General features: G+C 55.1%; 11 protein-coding genes. 4 read left to right on the top strand and 7 right to left on the bottom strand.

The genetic code is table 11. The annotated features are described in order from the left end of the window. Window positions 1-100: 100 nt before the first annotated feature. Complete coding sequence (locus AC6RNO_RS15355) at window positions 101-2179, bottom strand: alpha-glucuronidase family glycosyl hydrolase (RefSeq protein ID WP_497105954.1); 2079 nt, start codon at window positions 2177-2179, stop codon at window positions 101-103. A gap of 325 nt (window positions 2180-2504) precedes the next feature. On the opposite strand from AC6RNO_RS15355, the gene AC6RNO_RS15360 reads away from it, so the two are divergent. Next, complete coding sequence (locus AC6RNO_RS15360) at window positions 2505-3416, top strand: helix-turn-helix domain-containing protein (RefSeq protein WP_474684134.1); 912 nt, start codon at window positions 2505-2507, stop codon at window positions 3414-3416. Between the two features lie 62 nt (window positions 3417-3478). On the opposite strand, the gene AC6RNO_RS15365 is transcribed toward AC6RNO_RS15360, so the two are convergent. The 3 genes from AC6RNO_RS15365 to AC6RNO_RS15375 form a co-directional block, all read right to left on the bottom strand. Then, on the bottom strand, window positions 3479-4399 hold the full coding sequence (locus AC6RNO_RS15365; protein WP_497105955.1) for an EamA family transporter: 921 nt from the start codon (window positions 4397-4399) through the stop codon (window positions 3479-3481). A 108-nt stretch (window positions 4400-4507) separates the two neighbouring features. Further along, window positions 4508-4897, bottom strand: a complete 390-nt coding sequence (locus AC6RNO_RS15370) for an OsmC family protein (protein WP_488436048.1) — start codon at window positions 4895-4897, stop codon at window positions 4508-4510. A 226-nt stretch (window positions 4898-5123) separates the two neighbouring features. Beyond that, the gene (locus AC6RNO_RS15375) at window positions 5124-6536 is read right to left on the bottom strand and encodes an NAD-dependent malic enzyme (protein ID WP_474684131.1); all 1413 of its coding nucleotides are present in this window, start codon (window positions 6534-6536) and stop codon (window positions 5124-5126) included. 387 nt (window positions 6537-6923) lie between these two features. Between AC6RNO_RS15375 and AC6RNO_RS15380 the strand changes: the two genes are divergently transcribed. After that, complete coding sequence (locus AC6RNO_RS15380; RefSeq protein WP_474684130.1) at window positions 6924-7556, top strand: TetR/AcrR family transcriptional regulator; 633 nt, start codon at window positions 6924-6926, stop codon at window positions 7554-7556. 306 nt (window positions 7557-7862) lie between these two features. Here the strand turns inward: AC6RNO_RS15380 and AC6RNO_RS15385 are convergent, their stop codons facing one another. Together AC6RNO_RS15385 and AC6RNO_RS15390 are read right to left on the bottom strand one after the other, a co-directional pair. Further along, window positions 7863-8843 carry an alpha/beta hydrolase family protein gene (locus AC6RNO_RS15385; RefSeq protein ID WP_497105956.1) on the bottom strand — a complete coding sequence of 327 codons (981 nt, stop codon included), beginning with the start codon at window positions 8841-8843 and terminating at the stop codon, window positions 7863-7865. A 399-nt stretch (window positions 8844-9242) separates the two neighbouring features. Next, window positions 9243-10220: a PfkB family carbohydrate kinase gene (locus AC6RNO_RS15390; protein ID WP_497105957.1), complete on the bottom strand. Its 978-nt coding sequence runs from the start codon at window positions 10218-10220 to the stop codon at window positions 9243-9245. Between the two features lie 213 nt (window positions 10221-10433). Here AC6RNO_RS15390 and AC6RNO_RS15395 point away from each other — a divergent pair, with 213 nt between their 5' ends. Both AC6RNO_RS15395 and AC6RNO_RS15400 read left to right on the top strand, forming a co-directional pair. Then, entirely contained in the window at window positions 10434-11636 is a 1203-nt protein-coding gene (locus AC6RNO_RS15395) for an oxalate decarboxylase family bicupin (RefSeq protein ID WP_488436046.1), read from the top strand. Between the two features lie 184 nt (window positions 11637-11820). Further along, window positions 11821-12726, top strand: a complete 906-nt coding sequence (locus AC6RNO_RS15400; RefSeq protein WP_488436045.1) for an S-layer homology domain-containing protein — start codon at window positions 11821-11823, stop codon at window positions 12724-12726. 1004 nt (window positions 12727-13730) lie between these two features. Here the strand turns inward: AC6RNO_RS15400 and AC6RNO_RS15405 are convergent. After that, window positions 13731-16625, bottom strand: a complete 2895-nt coding sequence (locus AC6RNO_RS15405; RefSeq protein WP_497105958.1) for a family 78 glycoside hydrolase catalytic domain — start codon at window positions 16623-16625, stop codon at window positions 13731-13733. Window positions 16626-16636: the final 11 nt, after the last annotated feature.

A 16636-nucleotide genomic window follows, 5' to 3' on the forward strand; every position in this document is an offset into this window, starting at 1 on the left:
CCATGAAGCGTGCTAAGTACCAACAAGCATGATTTCCCAAACGACAAAAAACGCCCTCCGGCTTGGCCCTGTAGGCCCCACCAAGAGAGCGTTGCAATTTCTAGTAAATTTTGCGGCCGTGCGCGTCGGCGACACCGCTTTTCCGGTAAAAATACGTGTTGATCATATCGCGCCATTCCTTGGCATGCTCAGCCTGCTCGGCCAGGCGCTCTTCCACCTGCCCGTGCAATCCGTCGGCCACGATTCCCTTCAATGCGCTCCACGATTGCTCCAGCTGTTCCGCCCGCTCCACGCCTTCAAAATGAGTATCGTAAATGTGCTGGATGATCGTTTTGCCGGAATGCAGCACATGCGTGTACGGAACATGGTGGAAAAAGAGCAGAAGCTCATCGGGGCACGACTCCGCGGACTCGTACATCACCGCGTTCGCTCCTTGATATTGTCCGGCATATCCCGTTCCCGTCGCCACCGTCCGGTCGACGCCGATGCCGTGGCAGTCGGCAAAATGGTACGTGCCCCATTTCGAATATTCATAGCCGTCGACATTCGGCCCGTAGTGATGATTCGGGTTGACCATCCAGCCTACGCCGAGCGGCGACGTATAGGATTCGTAAATGCTCCACGAATCCAGCAGCATGGCCGCAATCGTCCGTACCACCCGCTCATCGCCCCCGAACGTCAGCCGAATCCATTCCTCGGCAATCGCTTCGGAAGTCAGATCCGGGTTCCAGGCCAGACGGCCGAAGCCGTACAGGTTGGCCTGCGCCAGTAGATGCCCCGTCCAATTGGCATCGTCTCCGATGTTCGAAACCGCGGCGAAGCCGTTGCAGCGGTTGCCGTACAGCGCACCGCCGGCGATCCGCTTCACCGTAGAGCCTTCGCCTTTGGCGTAAGTTTCAAAATCGAGCACCTCTTTCCACTGCGGAACGAGGTAACAGAGATGCCGCTGTTGTCCCGTGTATTCCTGCGTAATTTGAAATTCCAGCACCTGATTTGTCGCTTCCATCGCGCCGAACAGCGGCGAGACGCCTTCCCGCACCTGGAAATCCATCGGACCGTTCTTCACCTGCAAAATCACGTTATCCTTAAACCGGCCGTCCAGCGGCTTGAAATGATCATAGGCCGCCCTCGCCCGGTCCGTCGAGCGGTCGCGCCAATCCTGCTTGCAGTTGTAAACGAAGCAGCGCCAGATCACAATGCCGCCGTACGGCTCAAGCGCTTCTGCCAGCATGTTCGAGCCGTCCGCATGATCCCGTCCGTAGGTGAACGGGCCGGGCCTGTTCTCGGAGTCGGCTTTGACGAGAAAGCCGCCAAAATCCGGAATCGCCGCATACACCTCGGCGGCCGTATCCCGCCACCACCGGCGCACATCCGCATCCAGCGGATCGGCTGTGGACAAGCCGCCGATTTCGATCGGGCTGGCGTAGTTGACGCTCAGAAACAGCTTGACGCCGTAAGCCCGGAAAACGCCGGCCAGCTTGGCCACATCAGGAAGATAACGCTCCGTAAGAAACATCGTTTCATACTTATGTACGTTTACATTGTTGATCGCGATCGCATTGATTCCCGTAGAAGCGAGCAATCCGGCATAATCGCGCACGCGTTCCAGATCGGATGTAATTTCATTATCGGCGTAAAAAATCGAATTGCCGGCATAACCGCGTTCGATGCTGCCGTCGATATTGTCCCATTGATTGATCATGCGCAGCATGCCGGCCGGTGCTTCCGCGATATCGAGACCGCCGACCGCGCTGCCTGTACCGATCAATCTGAGCAAATGAAACACGCCGTACAGAACGCCCGCCGCGGTCGCCGCCCCAATCGCGATGCAGCTCTCCTCCGCATTCGCTTTGATCGCGAAGCCCTCCGCCCCCGCAGCCGAACGCGCAGATTCGCTGAAGGTCCGGCCGACAATTTCATTGCCGCCGCCAAAAGTTCCGACGGCGATGCAAGGAGCCCCTTCCGCATGCCCGGCCGCGACGGGACGCTGCCCGAGCATCGACTCGATGCCTTTTATCCATTCCGATACGGCCGTCCGGATCACTTCATCCGTCTCGGTCGCGACAATTTTGCCGAACCATGCTTCATATCCCCCGCCGGGCCCGTTCTCCGTCAATCGGTTATACCCGAGCCAGCCGTTATAGCCCGTCTCTGCGCCTAACCTCGTTGCTCCACTCATCCTAGTTCCTCCCTCGCTATTACCGCCTGTAGCCTATCCCGAGTTCCCCTTACCCTTTTCTTCCATTTCCCAACATCAAACCGCTCTCGCCTTTTGCCGTTGCCTTCCAAAGCTTTGTACATTCCGGCTGCGCGGGATCGAATCCAATTTGCGCATATTGATCAGCTGCCAGCCCGGATTAACGCCCGGAACCGGCAGATTCCCGTCCATCCTAGCACAGCAACAGGCCGGCTGACCATTGACAAATCGATCAAAAATTTACCCAAATCGGGCGAGTTAGGTTATACTGACTGCATAACGATCAGCAGGCAAAGGAGAACAGCCTATGGCCGCAACATTCACCCCTCCAACATTGGGACAAATTATTCACGACATCGTGCTGCCGGATATCCGGACGACCGTCAACCTGTTCGGCATCCATCTGCGCAGCGTCAGCGGCGAATGGGAGTATCCGGCGCATGAGCATCCGCAGTACGAGATCAACTATTTGCTGGAGGGGCGGCAGCTCATGACCGTCGGCGGGCGTAAACTCGTTCAGGAGGCCGGCGATCTCATCCTGCTTCGTCCGGGGGATGTCCATTCCAGCCGCAGCGTAGATCGGGAGCCTTTTACTTATTTTTGCATTCATTTTGATATCGACGACAAAATATTCCTGTCCCTGCTCAGCCGCATGGAGCAGGTGCTGTTCCCGCGGGACGGCTCCGTGACCGGGCACATCCAGCCTGTGCTATCCAGGCTGATCGACATTACAAGCCGGTCCGGGGAGGCGACGATGGCCCAGCGGATGCGGCTGCATTCCGCGATTTTTGAGCTTTTCGGCATGCTGTGGGAAGCCATTTCCCAGGAAGCCGTCCTCGTGTCTTCCACCGCTTACGAGAAGGTCGAGCTTGCCCATCAAATCCGCAACCGGCTGCAGGCGCTGGTCAGCCAGCATTTCAAGCAAGGGATCGCCGTGGAACAGCATTACGGCATCGACGACATTGCCGCAGGGCTGGGGATCAGCACCTCCCATTGCAACCGCATTTTCCGGCACGTGTTCGGCGTCTCGCCGCGCGCCCATCTGTCCGAGCTGGTGCTGCACGAAGCCAAGCTGCTGCTGTCCAATGCGCGGCTGTCGGTGCAGGACATCGCGTCCATGCTCGGCTACCGGGACATCGCCCACTTCAGCCGCCAATTCAAGCGGTGGTCGGGCTTGTCGCCGAGCGAATACCGGCGGCAGAACCCGCCGGGCAGTTGAACGGCCCGCTTTTACAGCAGGCCGTTTGACATCGCGTGGCGGCGGCGGTCAACCGCGCCCGATCAGGACTGCCGCGCCGGACGCCCGCCGCCCTTCCTTTTCATCGCGCGATTGGTCGCGTACACCCCTGCAACGATCAGCGCAGCGCCTAGCAGATGATACAAATGGAGCGATTCCCCGGTGAATCCCGTCGCGAACAGGGCGCTGAACAAGGGAATCAGATTGAGAAAGCCCGCGCAGCGCTGAGGCCCCGCCAGCTCGATCGCCCGATTCCAGGACGAGAAGGCGATAACCGAGGCGAACAAGCCGATATAGAGCAGACCGATAAGCAGCGACGGCGTCCAAACAATCGGCGAAGCGGCAGCCGCCAGCTCAACCGCAGAAAGCGGAAGCAGCAGCAGCAAGGCGACCGCCACTTGAACAAGCAAAAACGGGCTAGCCGGAAATAAGCCAGCCGCTCTTTTCATGCCGACCGAGTAGAGCGCCCAGCACAAAATAGCCAGCATCATCCACAAATCGCCTTTATTGAAAGACAGGCCGATGAGCGCGGCCAGGCTGCCCCGGCCGATAATCCAGAACACCCCCGCCATGGAAACGACGATCCCGGGAATGGCGGACCAGGCGATCTTCTCCTTGAACATCAGACGCGACAGAATGACAACCATAATGGGAGTTGCCGAGTTCATCAGGGAAGCATTGATCGAACCGGTGTACTGTACAGCCACATACGTCAGCGTATTAAAGCCCGCTACCCCTGTCACGGAGAGGAACACGATCATTTTCCAATGGCGAAGAAAGTCGGCTCTCAATCGCCACGCTTCCTTGCCGAACAACGGAAGCAGGCAAACGAAGGCAATGCTCCACCGCAAAGCCGCAAGCGTCAGCGGGGGCATTTGCGTAACCAGCGCCTTGCCGGCGACAAAATTGCCGCCCCAAATGCAAGTTGCCAGAATGAGTAATATGTAGGGCGAATTTCGAAACATTAGCGTCCAGCTCCTTCCACGCAGTAACTTTCATTAGAAAGTATACCGCCCCCGCGCAATATTTGTTAATACCTCAACCACAGAATAAGCAACCACTAGCTTCTTTGTTCAAATAATACTGCTTTCATCAATAAACTCTAGCTGTTTAGATAATGTTTTTTTGACTGGACAGTTCATTACCTTTCTTAATACTACTTCCTTGGTTTCTTTATCGATTGATCCTGAAATGTCAATGTGGTACTTAAATATAGTCTTTGCTTCGTTGCTTCTATCCATTTCAACTTTAACAGTAACTCCGTCGTAAGATACATTCATTGAGTCCAATATCATTCTCGCAGTAATATTTAAACACGAAGCAAAGCCGGATTCTATCAGATCATGTGGTCTAAAATATTTTCCACTCCCCCCTTTCTCTTCGGTAACATCTGAATAAATTTTAGAAGTACCGTTAAAAATCTCAGTAATATAAGTTTCGCTTCCACTTGTTGAGATAACCATTGTATTCCCTCCAATTATAAATTTTTCACTTCATACATCAGGATAACTTTATTATTGCTCTTGCGATGATATAAGTGAAATATATTAAAGCAATTTATTTAATAGTTATTACCTATAAATTATCCTTAATCGAAAAGTAAATGACAAAAGCTAAAGCCGCCCTTATGAATAAGGGATAGCTTTAGCTTCATCTGCCGCCGATTCCTGTCGGGGCCGTTGCACGGTACTACGTATTGGGATTTCTTCGAGCTACGCCTGTTTCGATGGCTGCTTGTATGACTTTCTGGCGGACGGATTCGACGACCTTGTGATTGAACACGCTCGGAATGATATACTGCTCGTTCAATTCATGCTCTCCAATTATGGAAGCGATCGCCTGCGCAGCGGCGATTTTCATTTCTTCGTTGATTGTCGTCGCCCGGCAATCCAGGGCCCCGCGGAAAATGCCGGGGAAGCAGAGCACATTATTGATCTGGTTCGGATAATCCGACCGTCCGGTCGCCATCACGCGCACATAAGGCGCCGCTTCTTCCGGGCTGATCTCGGGGGTAGGATTCGCCATGGCGAATACGATCGGATCCTTGGCCATCTTTTTAACGTCTTCGACTTTCAGAACACCGGGGCCGGACAATCCGATGAACACGTCGGCTCCTTGAATGGCGTCGGCGAGCGTCCCTTCCGCCAATTCCTCGTTCGTATTCGCCGCGTACCATTCATGTACAGGGTTGGTGTACGTATGATTGCGGTTCAGTATGCCTGTCCGTTCTACGCCAATGATATGCTTCACCCCGGCGCGCTGCAAAATTTTCGTGCAGGCCACCCCTGCGGCGCCGACGCCGGTGAAGACGACCTTGATCTCTTCCATGCTTTTTCCTACGATTTTCAATGCGTTGATCAAACCCGCCAGCAAAACGACAGCCGTGCCGTGCTGATCATCGTGGAATACGGGAATATCCAGTTCCTTCTTCAGTCTTTCTTCGATTTCAAAACAGCGCGGCGAGGAAATATCCTCCAAATTAATGCCGCCAAAAACCGGGGCAATCGCTTTTATTATTTGAATGATTTCTTCGGTATCTTTCGTGTCCAGACATATCGGAAAAGAGTCCAAATCGGCCATTTCCTTGAACAGCATCGCCTTGCCTTCCATCACCGGCAGTGCGCCGAGCGGACCGATATCGCCTAATCCGAGAACGGCGGTGCCGTCGGAAATGACCGCAACCGTGTTGCGCTTAATCGTCAGCGAGTACGCCTTCGACGGATCGTGGTGGATCGCCATGCTGACTTTGGCGACGCCCGGCGTGTATACCCGGGACAAATCGTCACGGTTTTTTACCGGAACTTTAAGTTTAGTTTCAATCTTGCCTCCTAGATGAAGCAAAAAGGTCTGATCGGAAACATGCAGCACCTCGATACCCGGATGCGCCTCGAGAGCTTGTACAAGTTGGTTTTGGCGGGAGTCGTCCGAAATATTGATCGTTATATCTCGCACAGTGGAATCCTGCAGCGTTCTGATCATATCCACAGCAATAATCTCTGCGCCCCATTCATTCATCATAGACACAACTTCAAAAAAGGAGACGGCCCGTTCAATTTCCAAACGCAGAATGACGCTTTGACTTCCCTTTGTTTCTACCGACATTGTTAAACCTCCCACAAATAAAAATCCGACATCATATTTGAGATCAACCTGCGCCATCTCATATAATCATTATATTTTTCGCGACATAAATCGCAACATTAAAATATTTATTGCATACTAAATAATATTTTATCACCCATTTAATGTGTGTTATTATTTTACATCTGCATTTCTCGTAAAAACAAAAAAAACCGGCGCTGCCGGTTTCTTTATGAAAAATGGCTCCTAGGAAAAAAATGGTTGAAACCAATCCACTTTCACAAAGGTTTAAAATCGGAATACACGGTTGAGCCATGTTGGTGGTAATAGTATAATTATTCACATATGCGGTAATGGATGAATTCGTAAATGTAAATTGAGGATTAAATTTATGGGGGGGACTACTTGATGAATAACAAAACGGATAACCCCAGTGATGGCTTGGAACCTCGCGACCACACGGATCGACGCGTGCGCGCCGACGCACAGCGCAACATCAATGCTTTGCTCCAGTCCGCGATGACGGTGTTCGCGACCTCGGGAGTGGACGCTCCAGTGCGGGAGATTGCGGAGAAGGCCGGCGTCGGCGTCGGCACTGTTTACCGCCATTTTCCACAGCGCTCGGACCTTATCGAGGCCGTCTTCCGTCACGAGGTCGATGCTTGCGCAGATGCCGCGGAGGATTTGGCCGCCAAGCATGAACCCGGTGAGGCACTGGCGCGGTGGATGCAGCGATACGTGGACTTCATAGCGGCTAAACGAGGACTCGCGGCGGCTCTGCATTCAGGCAACCCTGCATACGAGACCTTGCCTTCCTACTTCGAAAAGCGACTAAATCCCGCGCTGAGAACCTTACTTGAAACGGCGACGGCTGCCGGTAAGGTGCGTGCCGACGTTGAGCCAGACGATTTGCTGCGGGCGGTCGCGAGCCTTTGTACGGTGGTACACAACGGCGATCCCGTGCATGCGCGGCAAATGGTTGCTCTGCTCGTAGATGGGTTGCGCTACCGCGCGATCCCGTCAGCAAACACGCCCTCCTAGAAGTCTGTCCGATGAACCTCCAATGCAATTTGACCATGCAATAAGTAAAAGGAACTCTCGCGTACCGTGCCAACAGATCGAGAGCTCCTTCCAATTATTGTGCAGATTTTACATAGTAACAAATTGGCAGTAGGAACGGTTCAGGTTCTTACCGCCATAATAAGGTATGTACAGTCGATAGGGGAAGCCATGCAAATGGCTCCCCTTTTCTCTTAGCTAATGGAAGCCTCTATCGTTTGTTTCTTAACGAAGCTACCCGTTCGACATGCGTTCGGATTTATTCGAAACGAAGTGCCCATCAGGCCCTTACTTGGACTCGATGCGCCCCAGCGGGCTGGCGCTCTCTTCCAGAGCCGCGCGAGCTGCCGGCCAACTGGAATCGTCGAGGTCGAGCGCGTTGCGAAGGTAAGCCCACGTGAGCCGCTGGACCACAGCGACTCGCTCGGGGTTCTCGTCCGTGGTCTCGGCGACGTCATATCCAGAGACCCCGCCGAGCCCATGCTCTGCGTCAAACAGGGTGAGCAGGGACTTGGGGCCTGGGGAGAGGAAGTACGGATCGGTGTGCCAAGCCGGACCACGAACCGTCAGGTGGGTAGACGTGTCTTTATCGCCGGTGACCACGAGCGCAGGCGTCGTCATCTCGGAGAAGTCCGTGGTCAAGAAGAAAGGATACTTCTCGGCCGCGAACTCGCTGAGGGCATCGCCGCCTCTGCCGGGCGCGGCAAGCAGTACACCCGCCTTGATCCGGGGCTCGACCAGGTTCACTTCCGTTCCGTCGTGCGGATCGGTGAGCCGGGCGCCCAGCAGCAGGCTCGCGGTGTGCCCACCCATCGAGTGCCCGGCTACGGCGATCTTGCTTCGGTCCAAGCGCCCGAGGAGCTGCGGGACAGCGGCCTCGATCACGTCGAACTGGTCGAGGATGCGCTTCATATCCTCGGCCCGCGATCGCCAGTACAGAGGCGCCTCAGGGTCGCCGGTATCCAGGCTCAGCGTCCTCGAGCTCAGATGGGTGGGCTGGATCACGACGAAGCCGTGCGCCGCCCAGAAGTTGGCGAGGGGGGCGTATCCGTTCAGTGAGGAGAGGTTGTTCGAGTAGCCCTGACCGTGCGAGAGGAGGATGACCGGCAGGTCGCTCCCGGTCACGGGCGCGGAGACTCGCACCTCCAGGTCCACGGCTCGGCCGGGAGTTGACAGCACTACCGGACTGACCGAGAGGACGGGAGCGGGCGTGCTGAGGGCCTTATCTATAGCCGGCGTGGTTGTATTGCTCATGGAATGATCTTTCATAGTAAACTCCTTTTTTCATCGATTTATGGCCAACCCGCCTTGTTGTGCTAAAGACAAACACAAACGGAACCACGTTCCAATTATATATGGAACATCGTTCCGTTTGCAATAAGTATTTCGATTAAACACTCGTTTAGATTGAAAAAGGGCACGCCAAAAGAGGTAATTGAGGTTTATCCTAGGAACTGGAGAGAAACCTCACATATTACCTGATCATCGGCTTTTCGTAACTATGGCTTACTTATAAAGAAGCTGTGCGGGCTGTATTGCTTAAGGCAGCAATCATCGTCGATAAGTTTCGTGTTGTCCGTATAGCAAACCAGGGCTTCAAAAGGAACGCAGACCTGCCGAAAAATATGGGCGATTAAAGGCTTTGCGCGCTATTCACAAACTTCCCTCTTACTCCGCGTCGTTCCCGGCATTTCCCAACATCGTGCGGATAAAAGCATCCTGTTCCGCTTGCGCGCTCAGTGAGCGGCAGCAGCTCTCCGACGATTCTATCGTCCAGCCTGCAATCCGGGTGCCTGCCGCGACCGCGGTTCCGAGGTCTTTACCGTTTGCCAGGGCCATAACCGTCCCCGAGAAAAAGGCGTCTCCGGCGCCGCTCGTATCGACCAGTTTGACCGGCCGGACAGGCTGGAACCCGGATTCGCCGGTTCGGGCATCGTGATAGATTGCCCCGCTTGCTCCAAGAGTTACGACCATCTGCTTGATGGAACGGGACGTCATGAATTGCCGCAGCATTTGCGTCTGGGCCTCCCTGCTCAATTCGGCCAGAGACGGGCTGCCGAACAACCGCGCCGCTTCGAACTCATTGCAGATGAAGCACTCCAACCCTTCCAACACCTCGGGATGAGAAGCGATCACGCTAAAGTTGCTGGGCAGCCCGTAAACGTTTTTGTTCAGCTTTTGCGCCTGACGGAGAATTCGTTTGGTCAACTGCTCGTTCAAATCAAGGACAAGCACCACATGGCTTGACTCGGACAAAATTTGCTCGCCCTTCTCTTCTACCATCCGCTCTAACGCCCCAAGCTCCGGCATGTCCGAAATAGAACCGACCAAGTTGCCGTTTTCGTCCAAAATCGCAAGCCAAAAACCCATCCCTTTCTCCGGAATGGGCTTAATGTACTCCGTCCGAACTCCGCAATCCCGCAGATGCTCCACCACGGCCCTGCCGTTGCCGTCGGCATTCACGGTAGACATCATCGATACCCGGACGCCGAGCCGGGCCAGATTTTCCGCTACATTTCTTCCGACCCCGCCGTGTACGAAACGAACAGCCCCCAGATTCCGCCCGTTGTGCCGGTAAGCGTCTGATGAAAATCCTTTGCAATCCATAAGAATAGTGCCGATAACCGTTACATTCGTATCCATCATTCAAATCCTTTGGCTAAGTATACTCATTTTTCTTCTGCCCATTATACACGCATACCCTAGCTTATGAAAGCGGGCGAATGCGCGTTTGGTTTGGAGCACAAGCAAGGCGTTTGACGGCTGGCATATGTACGAAAAACGCATCATAAATTTGTAAAATGACAGCCGACCGCATGCTAAACAGAAACGGCGGTCCGGCGAAAGGAGGACGTTTGAATGGGTGGCAGGCCTTTATCGGGGCGGCCGGCGTATGTCAATATCCCGCAGCCCATCAGAAGCGATGGCGCCGGGGCGACGGATTTCGGCCCACGGGACGTTATGCGGGATTTGGAAAACCCCGACATGCTGGTCCCGCCGGCGACGGATGCCGGAACGATTCCCAACATGAAGTTTTCTTTTTCCGATACTCATATGCAGCTGAATTACGGCGGGTGGTCGCGGGAAGTGACCGCAAGGGAACTCCCCATCGCTACCACGCTGGCCGGGGTGAACATGCGGCTGACGCCGGGCGGCGTCAGGGAGCTGCACTGGCACAAGCAGGCCGAATGGGCCATTGTGACGCTGGGGAGGGCGCGCATCACTGCGGTCGATCAGGATGGGCGGAACTTTATCGCCGATGTCGGCGTGGGCGATCTGTGGTATTTTCCTCCCGGCATCCCGCACTCGATTCAAGGGCTGGCGGAAGGCTGCGAGTTTCTGCTCGTCTTCGATGACGGCAATTTCTCCGATATCGACACTTTCTCGATCTCCGACTGGTTCGCTCATACGCCGAAAGATGTGCTGTCGGCGAATTTCGGCGTACCCGAGAGCGTCTTTGCCCATGTTCCGAACGGACAGAAATATATTTTTCAAGCCCGGGTGCCCGGTTCTCTCGAAAGTCGGCAAGTTGCCGACCCGTACGGTACGGTGCCCAAAAGTTTCACATACCGGCTGCTCGCGCAAAAGCCGCTGGTAACGCCAGGGGGAACGGTGCGCATCGCCGACTCCACCAACTTTCCTATTGCGACCGCGATAGCCGCCGCTTTGGTGGAAATCAAGCCCGGCGGAATGCGCGAAATGCACTGGCACCCTAACAACGACGAATGGCAGTATTACCTTTCGGGCACGGGGCGCATGACTGTTTTTGCGGCTGAAGGCACAGCCCGCACGTTCAACTACCGGGCGGGGGACGTAGGGTACGTACCCTTCGCTTTCGGACATTACATCCAAAACACCGGGAACCAAAACCTGTGGTTTCTGGAAATGTTCAAAAGCAACCGCTTCGCCGACATATCGCTCAACCAATGGATGGCCCTGACCCCTTACGAGCTCGTGCAAAATAATCTGGATGCGGAACCGGCGTTGATGAACGCTCTGCGCAAAGAAAAATGGCCTGTCGTCCGCTACCCGGCGCCCGCGCCCATACATAGAAAGCCATAAGACAACTAATACTAGCTGTCTTATGGCTTTTGTTTTTATTTTCCCAACCCATCGATAAAACGGCGCATCCGGAAAATTGACGAATTTTCCGAAAGCCCTGCAACTTTTTCCACGCCATTTCCGTTTTAAGGTTAACTCTAGAGGACAACAACATAAATCATGAATAATAAGGAGCGAAATAACATTGAAAAAATTAATCGCATTAACCTTAACGTCTTTAATGGTCGGCAGTCTGACATTTAGTACGGCATTCGCTTTTTCGGATGTCGAAAGCGGACAAGCGGAAGCTGTATCGGCGCTGCAAAGCCGCGGCGTCGTCAGCGGAATCGATAGCGAGCACTTCATGCCCAAAGGCAAGATCAGCTATGCACAAAGCGTGCAAATGATCGTAAAAGGCTTGAATTTAAACTTAGACACGATCAAATTTGTCAAAAAGCCGGAGGCATCGGATACTTACACCAACATTCCAAACAATGCCTGGTATGCGGACGCGTTCATCATCGCTCATTACAACGGCCTGGAGATTCCCAAGGATGTGAATCCGAACGCCATCATTACACGGGAACAGTTCGGGAACTTGCTGGTTCACGCCCTGGAGAAAGACGGGAAGTTCCCGCTGGTGAAAATGTATGTCGAGATCAAGGATGCCGATCAAATTACGACTGAGTATCAAGGCGCGCTGCAGCGCATGCTTTTGTATAAAATCACTTCGCTCGACAAGGACGGCAAGCTGAATCCGAAAGGCGAGCTTACCCGCGGGGAAGCGGCGACTTGGGTTTACAACGCGGCTAAGGTCGCAGCCGCCCACACGCAAAAACCGGCACAGGCCGAGAACGTTTCGGTGGCTGTCGAAAAAATCAACGACGACATCAACAAAGTGACGCTGTCCCGCGGTTCCAAGCCCAGCACGGGCTATGGGATAACAATTACCGGCATCCGGTTCGAGCAGGACGGCCAAGCCGTCATCACGTATACGCTGCAGGACCCGCAGCCGGATTCGATGAACTTAACCGTAATTACCGAGCCGCAGGCCGTGACTTACGTTTCCTCCAAATACAAAGCAGTGGCCGAACCAGCCGCTGCGAAGTAATGCTAGAAAAGACGCCTCCGGCACCCGCTGTACCAGTGGATGGGGGGCGTCTTTTTCGTGTTGTAGCAGCTTGGCCGGGAGCGCTGTACGATGCATGGTCGCACTGCGCTCAGCTCCCAGCGCGCGGTGGTGCTGCTGCATAACGGCGGTCGGTCGGCCACATCGTTACAACATCGATCCAAGCCTCCTTCAACGACCCGAGGCACTCTCTCCTCCAGCTGTGCACGATGCATGGTCGCACTACGCTCAGCTCCTTGCGCGCGGTGGTGCTGCTGCATGACGGCGGTCGGTCAGCCACATCGTTACAACATCGATCCAAAGCCCACTTCAACGACCCGAGGCACTCTCTCCTCTCGCTTGTACACGATGCATGGCGGTCACAACCCATCGTTACAGCACCAAGGGGGGTGTGAGGGATGTCGGAGGGTGCGGGAAGGCTGGGGAGTGCTGATAGGCAGGTTTTTGGGTACAACTTTTCAGCGGCTGGAGATAAGATGAGCGTATTGTCCGGTAACAAGTGGCTAGTTTTGTCAGTCGAGGGATGATTTCGCCCACCCGTAATCGGCTGATTCGGTTTGATCAACAGCTTCAGGGCCAGAAAAACTGCAAAAATACAGGCTTTTTCGAGGAAACCGGCTCGTTTCGAGGAAAAGCCTGCAATTGTGCAGGAATTTTCCGAAATGATGGGCCTGTGCTTGAGTTCGGGCGTAAAAACCTGCAGATTTGCAGGAATTCTTCGAAACTAGCACAGTTGGCTGCAAAAAGATGCACTTTTGCAGGCTTTCAGCGCGCGATGCCGACGATGCCTTAGCAAGCAGTGTTCCAGCACGGCATCTCGCAGGAACGGAACGACGACGCACCCGCTCCCCCCTGAAGAAAGCCAAACCCACCCCACAAGCGGCATCAGCGTTTGTGGAGTGGGTTTTGGTGCTTGCGGGGTGGCATCAGCGCTTGCAGGGCGGCTTTGGTGCCTGCAAGCGGCATCAGCACCTGCGGGGCAGTTCTTACAAGCCGGAGAGCTCTTCGAGCAGCGCGGACAGCTTTTCGCCCGGCAGGCTCACGAACGGCAGCTCCGCCAACTGCTTGAAAGTGGACTTTTTCACGATATGGAAGGCGCCGCCACCGAAAAGATCCGGCAAGTGCTTTTTCAGCACTTCGGTCGCCGCCGGATCGCTCAGCACGTCGTCGATTCTCGTGTTCACCGTGTAGATGACGCGGAACAAATTCGCATTCGTGTAGGTGAAGGAGTACGCTCCCGAACCGATCATCAGCCGCACTCCCTGCTCGCTCTCACCGATCAGTTGGATGCCTTCGGCCGAGCCCAGTTCCACACCGCTTTCTTTCAGGCCGCCGATCGTCGCGCCCCTAAGCACAACCTCAGCGGTCGTGTTCGCCGGAATCCGCACGTTCACTTCAATCCGGTCGCCGTCGACCCGCCACCCGGATTCAACCCGGCCGTACATCGATCGATGGGCGGCTGAAGCGTAAGCGAGCTTGTTCAGGCCGAACAAAGGCTCGATATGCATCCGTTTGAACGCCGGCACCGCGGCATCCATGTCCAAGCCGGCTACTTTGCGGTACATCCAGTCGCCGATGGCGCCGTAGGAATAATGGTTGAAAGAGTTCATGTCATCGCTCCAGAACGAACCGTCCGGCTTGATGCTGTCCCAATGCTCCCAGATCGTCGTCGCGCCTTTGGAGACGGAGTACAGCCAGCCCGGATAGCTTTCCTGCAGCAGCAGCTTCACGGCCGTACGGTGGTAGCCGTTATTCGAAAGCGCGAAGCACAGGTATGGCGTCCCTACGAAACCTGTCGTTAAGTGGTACTCGTTGTCCACGAGCAGCTCGTTCAAATCATGCGCGACTCTCGCTCGAACGCTATCGTCGACCAAATCAAAAACAAGCGCAAGCACATGAGCCGTTTGCGTAGGAGCGGCGACCCTGCCGGTTTTCGTGACGAACTCTTCCCGGAACGCTTGCACGACCTTCCCGTAAAGCTCGCCGTACAGCCGGGCATCGTCCTCTTTGCCGAGAGCGAGTGCGGCATCGCGGAGGAGACGCGTCGAATACGCGTAGTAAGCGGTCGCGATCAAAGCCGTCGGAGTCGCTCCGATGTAACTGTTCTCCTTGGCGTCAAGACCGAGCCAATCGCCGAAATGGAACCCCGTGTTCCATAAATATTCGTTTTCGCCTTGAGCACGAATGTACTCGACCCAGGCTTTCATGCTTTCGTACTGCTCGGCTAACAGACGCGTATCCCCGTAGTATTGGTAAACGGTCCACGGGCAAATGACCGCGGCGTCGCCCCATGCAGCCGAATTCGCGCCGCCCGCCACGTCCGGAATGACGAAAGGAACTCCGCCGTTCGGCAGCTGCTCCGCCTTCAGATCGTGCAGCCATTTGGTAAAAAACGGCCCGCCCTGGAAGTTAAACAGCGCCGTGCTGATAAATACCTGTGCGTCCCCGGTCCAGCCCAGCCGCTCGTCGCGCTGCGGGCAATCGGTCGGCACATCCAGGAAGTTGCCTCTCTGCCCCCACTTGATGTTGCTTTGCAGCCGGTTCACCCGCTCGTCGGAGCATTCGAACTCGCCGGTCGGCTCCATGTCCGTATGAATCACTTCGCCCGTAAAAGCATCCAGCGGCAGTCCGTTCTCCTGGCCCGGGAAGCCCTCCACTTTCACGTAACGGAAGCCCATGAACGTGAAATAAGGAGCATAGCTTTCCTCGCCGCTGCCTTTTGCGACATACTCAACGGTCTGCTTCGCCGGACGAAGGTTGCCGAAATAGATGTTGCCGTCTTTGTCCAGCACTTCCGCATGCCGCAGCTGAATGCGGGTTCCGGCCGGAGCGTTCACTGTAAACCGAACCCGGCCCACCATATTTTGCCCCATATCCAGCACATGATCGCCGGCAGGCGTTACAAAGTAAGAAACGGGGCGCAAGATTTCGGTTACCCGCGTCGGATCGTTCTCTTGAGCGACCAGGACGCTTAGCGGCAAACCTTCGCAAATCTGCACGGACTTCCACTGCCCTTCGCTCAGCTCCGCGCCGCTCCAGCCTTCTTGCTCCAATCGCGCATCGTAGGTTTCTCCGTGGTAGATCGTCGAATACAAAATCGCGCCTGTAGAAGCCTTCCATGACGAATCCGTGGCAATGACCGTTTCCGTTCCGTCCTTGTATTGAAGATGAAGCTGCAGCAGCGCCGCCCGGCGGTCGCCGTACTTGTAGTTTTTATTTTCAAAGCCCATACCGCTCTTGTACCAGCCGTCCCCAAGCATGATGCCGATTCCGTTGCCGCCCTCAAGCAGCAGCTCCGTCACGTCGTACGACTGGTACTGCAGCCGGTTGTGGTAGCTGGTCCAGCCCGGGGCAAGCACCTCGTCGGACACACGCCGGCCATTCATATACAGTTCGTAAACCCCTGCCGCTGTCGCATAAATGCGGGCGGACACAAGCCCTTCTTTCGCCTCGAACCGTCTGCGGAGAAGAAAAGCCGGCTCGGCGTCAGGATCGATCTCATCCGCATGCGGCGTAATCCATTGCGCATGCCATTCGCTTTGATCGAGAAGCCCCATTTCCCACCAGGCGGTTTCACTCCATTCGGATTCGCGGTCGAAGCGGTCCCATACTTTTACCCGATACGAGTAGCGCATGCGCGATTTCAGCCCGGGTCCCGCGTACGGAATTTGGATCGACTGCTCCGATTCGACGAAGCCCGAATCCCACAGCGGCGCGCCAAAATCGCCGTCCATGCCGGCTACGACAATCCGATATCCGCGCTGCATCGTGCTGCGGCGGTCCGATTGAAGCTGCCAGCTAAACCGCGGGCTCGCGACTCCAATGCCAAGCGGATTCGTGCGGTATTCGCATTTTAGCGCTTCAACTGTCAATTTCCCCATAAAATCTCTCC

The sequence above is a fragment of the Paenibacillus sp. sgz302190 genome (assembly GCF_059820445.1).

What these genes read in the sequence shown, in the direction of transcription:
- AC6RNO_RS15365 (WP_497105955.1), bottom strand. Translation starts at nt 4,399, where the DNA reads ATGTTTCGAAATTCGCCCTACATATTACTCATTCTGGCAACTTGCATT.
- AC6RNO_RS15370 (WP_488436048.1), bottom strand. Translation starts at nt 4,897, where the DNA reads ATGGTTATCTCAACAAGTGGAAGCGAAACTTATATTACTGAGATTTTT.
- AC6RNO_RS15375 (WP_474684131.1), bottom strand. Translation starts at nt 6,536, where the DNA reads ATGTCGGTAGAAACAAAGGGAAGTCAAAGCGTCATTCTGCGTTTGGAA.
- AC6RNO_RS15395 (WP_488436046.1), top strand. Translation starts at nt 10,434, where the DNA reads ATGGGTGGCAGGCCTTTATCGGGGCGGCCGGCGTATGTCAATATCCCG.
- AC6RNO_RS15385 (WP_497105956.1), bottom strand. Translation starts at nt 8,843, where the DNA reads ATGAAAGATCATTCCATGAGCAATACAACCACGCCGGCTATAGATAAG.
- AC6RNO_RS15360 (WP_474684134.1), top strand. Translation starts at nt 2,505, where the DNA reads ATGGCCGCAACATTCACCCCTCCAACATTGGGACAAATTATTCACGAC.
- AC6RNO_RS15355 (WP_497105954.1), bottom strand. Translation starts at nt 2,179, where the DNA reads ATGAGTGGAGCAACGAGGTTAGGCGCAGAGACGGGCTATAACGGCTGG.
- AC6RNO_RS15405 (WP_497105958.1), bottom strand. Translation starts at nt 16,625, where the DNA reads ATGGGGAAATTGACAGTTGAAGCGCTAAAATGCGAATACCGCACGAAT.
- AC6RNO_RS15390 (WP_497105957.1), bottom strand. Translation starts at nt 10,220, where the DNA reads ATGATGGATACGAATGTAACGGTTATCGGCACTATTCTTATGGATTGC.
- AC6RNO_RS15380 (WP_474684130.1), top strand. Translation starts at nt 6,924, where the DNA reads ATGAATAACAAAACGGATAACCCCAGTGATGGCTTGGAACCTCGCGAC.